The organism is Blautia sp. ZXY-1-C6 (assembly GCF_056339875.1).
Genome location: NZ_JBWJVQ010000235.1, coordinates 1 through 4,940, shown reverse-complemented (window position 1 = coordinate 4,940; position 4,940 = coordinate 1). Strand labels below are relative to the sequence as shown.

At 44.5% G+C, this 4,940-nt stretch carries 3 protein-coding genes and 1 pseudogene; 2 read left to right on the top strand and 2 right to left on the bottom strand.

All coding sequences use genetic code 11. From position 1 onward, the window contains the following. Together AC075J_RS14650 and AC075J_RS14645 are read right to left on the bottom strand one after the other, a co-directional pair. Nucleotides 1-730 (bottom strand): ABC transporter permease (locus AC075J_RS14650; protein ID WP_476390468.1); only part of this gene is annotated, 730 nt, incomplete at its 3' end. Between the two features lie 110 nt (nucleotides 731-840). Continuing rightward, a pseudogene (locus AC075J_RS14645) lies at nucleotides 841-2,655 on the bottom strand (ABC transporter ATP-binding protein). Nucleotides 2,656-3,049: 394 nt separating this feature from the next. Here AC075J_RS14645 and AC075J_RS14640 point away from each other — a divergent pair. Both AC075J_RS14640 and AC075J_RS14635 read left to right on the top strand, forming a co-directional pair. After that, nucleotides 3,050-4,321 (top strand): 2-hydroxyacyl-CoA dehydratase subunit D, encoded by a 1,272-nt coding sequence (locus AC075J_RS14640; RefSeq protein WP_118670394.1) that lies wholly within the window; start codon nucleotides 3,050-3,052, stop codon nucleotides 4,319-4,321. Then, the coding region (locus AC075J_RS14635; RefSeq protein WP_476390467.1) for a 2-hydroxyacyl-CoA dehydratase at nucleotides 4,314-4,940 on the top strand (627 nt) is incomplete at its 3' end. The genes AC075J_RS14640 and AC075J_RS14635, both read left to right, overlap by 8 nt.

The window sequence follows — 4,940 nt, the reverse complement described above, 5'->3', positions numbered from 1 at the left end:
TAATGAATGCACCCACCAGTGCAACACAGGCATAAATAATATTATTGACAAAACGGGTGGAAGGGTTTGTCAGGCTGCTGTAAAAAACAGCCTTCAGACCGCATTCCTGTAATTCTTCGTTAACCTTTGCAAAGCGTTCAGAAGATTTTTCCTCATATCCAAAAGCCTGAACAACCTTCTGGTTTCCAATCATCTCTTCGATGAGAGCAGTCTGACGTCCTCTGGCATCGCTTTGCTTCCGGAACATCTGGAAGGTATGGGAAGAAATAAATTTGGCTACCAGGAAGCTTAAAGGAGTCAGAACAGTGACCATCAATGTAATCCAGACATTTTTGGAAAACATAAAGATCAAAGTCCCTATAATAGTTACGATTCCTGAGAAAAGCTGGGTAAATCCAAGCAGCATACCATCGGACAGAATATCTGTATCTGCAATAATACGGCTGATGATATCTCCGGTACTGTGTCCGTCAAGGTAAGAGAGGGGAAGTACCTGAATGTGTCGGATGGCTTTGGCACGGATATCCTTTACTGTCTGGTAGGTCATGCGGTTATTGATCACATTCATAAGCCACGTGGCAGCAGAAGAGAGGATGACCATTACAAGGATACGTGACAGGTAATACCACATCATTTCGAAGTTTACCTGATGTTGGGCAATGACCTGATCAATGGCATTTCCGAATAGGATTGGGACATACAGCTGAAGGATAACGGAAACTGCCGCCAGTATGATACTGAGGATCAGCAGAAAACGGTATCTTCCGATGAAAACGCAGTAACTTTAAAAAAAGTTTTCGCCGCTTTTGCTTTTAGCAGGATCTTTTATTGTTGATCTGCTCATACAGTCACCTCCTTCATTATATTACCTGCAGATACAGAGGAGTATCTGGCTCTTTCTTCCGGAAACTGAGAGAAGTAGATTTCCCGGTAAGTATCACAGGTACGCAGCAGTTCAGCATGAGTACCCTTACCTGCCAGAGTACCGTTATCAAGGACAAGGATCAGGTCTGCCTGCTGAATGCTGGAGGAACGCTGGGATACCAGCTAATGTACTGACTCTCCAGTCAAGTCTGTTGAGAGACTTACGCAGTGCTGCATCAGTGGCAAAGTCCAGGGCACTGGCACTGTCATCCAGGATCAGGATTTCAGGTTTTTTTACCAGGGCACGGGCAACGGTAAGTCTTTGTTTCTGGCCACCGGAAAGGTTTTTACCGTTCTGTTCCAGCATAAAATCAAGCTGTCCCGGTTTACCCTCTACCACCTCTTTTCCCTGTGCTGTGGTAAGTGCCTGCCACAGATCCTCGTCAGAGGCATCTTCCCGGCCCGTTGGGATTACTGTTCCGGATAGAGCCTTTGAGAACCTGCCTTCTGTGGAACAACGCCGATTCTGGAGCGGAGATCACTTCTGGTGTAATTTTCAATATTCTGACCATCCAGCAGAACAGTTCCTTTGCTGGCATCATAGAATCTGGAGATCAGATTTACCAGAGTGGTTTTTCCGCTTCCTGTACCACCGATAATACCTACGGTCTGTCCCTTTTTTACAGAAAAACTGATATGGGAAAGACTGGGGGCACCGGCTTTGCTGTACGCAAAGGTTACATCATCGAATACGACGGCATTTTCTGAAAGTGATGCATCAGCAGTTGCTGTTGCAAGGTCCTTCGATATCTGAGCAGAATATGTGGAGGAGGAGGGGTAATCCATAGTAGATTTCACTTTCAGGATATCTGCCACACGTCCTGCGCAGGCTGCAGATTTGTTCAGGGTGATGATCAGGGAGGCAAGCTTGATCAGTTCCACGATCATCTGAGCCATATAGTTATAAAGGGCAACAACCTGTCCCTGCTGCATACCGCCAAGATTTACTTCTACTCCTGCTTTCTGGATCAGAATAACAGTAGCAATATTGATCAGTACGTAAGTGACCGGATTTAACAAAGCGGAAAGCTTTCCTACAAAGAGATTTAACTTTGTCAGCTCCTGATTGCGGGTGTCAAATTCTGCAACTGCCTCTTTTTCGCGGCAGAATGCACGGATAACGCGGACGCCTGTAAGGTTTTCTCTGGTCAGTCCGGTTACTGTGTCCAGTTTTCCCTGTACTTTTTTAAACAGAGGAATACTGAGAAACATAATGACAAAGACAACCAGAAACAGAAACGGGATCGCAACAGCAAAAACCAGAGCACATTTAAAATCAATGGTAAATGCCATGACCATGGATCCAAGTACGATAAACGGACTTCGAAGAAGAAGACGAAGTCCCATATTTAATCCGTTCTGAATCTGATTGACATCATCGGTGAGTCTTGTGATAAGAGTATCTGTTCCCAGGGTATCCAACTCTGTATAGGACAGATGCTGTACATGGTCATAAACTGCCTGTCTTAATTCTGTGGCAAAGCCCACGCTGGCTTTAGCGGCAAAGAACTGAGCTGTGATGGTACTGGCAAGACCAAGAGCCGCCATTAGTATAAGAATAGAAAATCTCTGGACAATGTATCTGTTGTCGTGGTTTGCAATACCTACATCTATGATCTGTGCAATGACGATAGGTACGATCAGGTCAAATACAACCTCCAGAAATTTAAAAAATGGCGCAAGGATGCTTTCTTTTTTGTAGTTTTTTAAATAAACCGTCAATGAACGCATTTTAAAAATTCCTTCCTTTCGTAAAAATCATTCCTATATTATTTCTTCCTTTTTTTGAAAAATAATACATTCAAAAGTGTATCATTTAAGACTTTTTTGTCAAGAAGAATGTGCAAAAACAGATGAACTTTGGAGAAAATTCGTTACTGTTCACTCCGTTCACAGTAACTTAGCCAAAATTCATTCCAGATTGCCTGCGGCAATGGAATTTTGGCTTGTATGTCTCGGGATTTTGGCATATTCATGCCAAAACACCTCGCAGAATAGTGGTGTGTGAACAGTAACGAAAATTCAACTTGACTTCCAAAAAAGATATTATTAAAATATTCCGTGGCACTATTTGTGCACTGACAATTGATAAATTATTATTACCATAATGAGGAAGAGACAGACTATGGAGATTATTGAGACATTTGGTCATTATGTGGAAAATCTGACGGATAAAAAGCCTCAGTCAGCCCGCCGGCTGTTAAAAACCGGCTGGGAGGCGCAGAATCTGAAGTTCCGTTACATGCAGGACAAGAGACTGATGCCTGCAGACAGGCATCTTGCAAATCTGATGATGGATACCATGCTGCGGCCCCTTCAGAAACCGGAAGCTTCTGTTATTGTAAGTATTTTTACACCCTGCGAAATGATGCAGGAGGTGGGATTACATCCCTATAATGTAGAAGGATTTTCCTGCTATCTTTCTGCAAGCAAAGCAGAGAGGGCGTTTTTGCAGCAGGCAGAGAATCAGGGAATTGCAGAGACACTGTGCAGTTATCACAAGACATTTCTTGGTGCAGCGCAGAAAGGACTTCTGCCAAAGCCTAAATGTATTGTTTATACCAACCTGACCTGCGATGCTAACCTGCTCACCTTCCGTACCCTGGCAGATTTTTACCAGGTACCTGTATTTGCCATTGATGTACCATGGAATCAGACCACAGAGAATGTACAGTATGTGGCAGATCAGTTAAAGGATTTAAAAATATTTCTGGAAAAAAATACAGGAAAAACAATCTCTGAGGACAGATTAAGGGAACGTCTTGCCTGCAGTAAGCGGACTCTGGAGAATTACAAAAAATATCAGCAGATGCGTGCAGACAGATATGTGCCCTCTGATCTGGTCACACCCTTGTATGCAGGAATGACAAACAATATCCTTCTGGGAACAGCAGAAGAAGAGAAGTATACACAGATGCTTCTTGAAGATATTAAGAAAGCACCGGCAGCGAAAGGGAAACACATTTACTGGATGCATACCATTCCATTCTGGTCGGATGCAGTGCGCCAGGAGCTTTGCTTCAGTGAGAAAGCCCAGATCGTAGGATGTGAACTTGCAGAAACCTGTGAGCCGGATTTTGATCCTGAGAACCCTTTTGAAGCAATGGCAGAAAGAATGGTATATCATTCACTGAACGGAAGTGCCCTTAGAAGGATTGAAGCCGGTATCCGCCATGCGAAACAGGCAGGAGCAGACGGTGCTGTGTGGTTTGGACATTGGGGATGTAAACATACGCTTGGTGCGGCACAGCTTGCAAAGAAGAAGTTCGAGGAAGCCGGTCTGCCCCTTTTGATCCTGGACGGTGACGGGTGTGATCGAAGCCATGGAGGAGAAGGACAAACTTCCACCAGGCTGGGAGCTTTTCTGGAAATGCTGGGAGGTGCTGAGAATGAATAAAACTTACTATGTCTGTAAATATACCCCAATTGAACTTCTGGAATCTCTTGGCGGGGAATGTGAGAACTTTAATCATATGCCGGAGGGATTTGACCTGGCCGATCAGGTTTCCCATCCCAATATCTGCGGTTTTGGAAAAACACTTCTGGAAGGAGTCATGGAGGGGAAAATCAAGGAACTTGTCCTGGTGAGCTGCTGTGATACTATCCGGAGTGTCTATGACATTCTGCTTGAAAGCGGCAAGCTGGATTTTCTCTATATTTTGGATGTGCTTCACTGTGACAGTGCCTGCAGCAGAGAGCGTATGGCTGTACAGTTAAAAGGGCTGGCGAAGGCTTATGCACAGTACAAAGGCACAAAGTTTGATGCCGGAAAATTCCGGGCTGCTTTCCATGCACAGGAGAAAATCACAAAGTCCCATATTGCAGTGCTTGGCGCCAGAATGGGGCAGGAATTATTTGAAATGACCAGCAAAGCTATGCCTCTTCCTGTAGAGAATGATACCTGCGTGCATAACCGTTCTGTGGGAAATATACTTCCACCGGAGGGTGCTTCTTTTGATGAGCTGATGGACTGGTATGCAGGTGAGATTCTGGGGCAGATTCCATGTATGCGTATG

What these genes read in the sequence shown, in the direction of transcription:
- AC075J_RS14640 (WP_118670394.1), top strand. Translation starts at nt 3,050, where the DNA reads ATGGAGATTATTGAGACATTTGGTCATTATGTGGAAAATCTGACGGAT.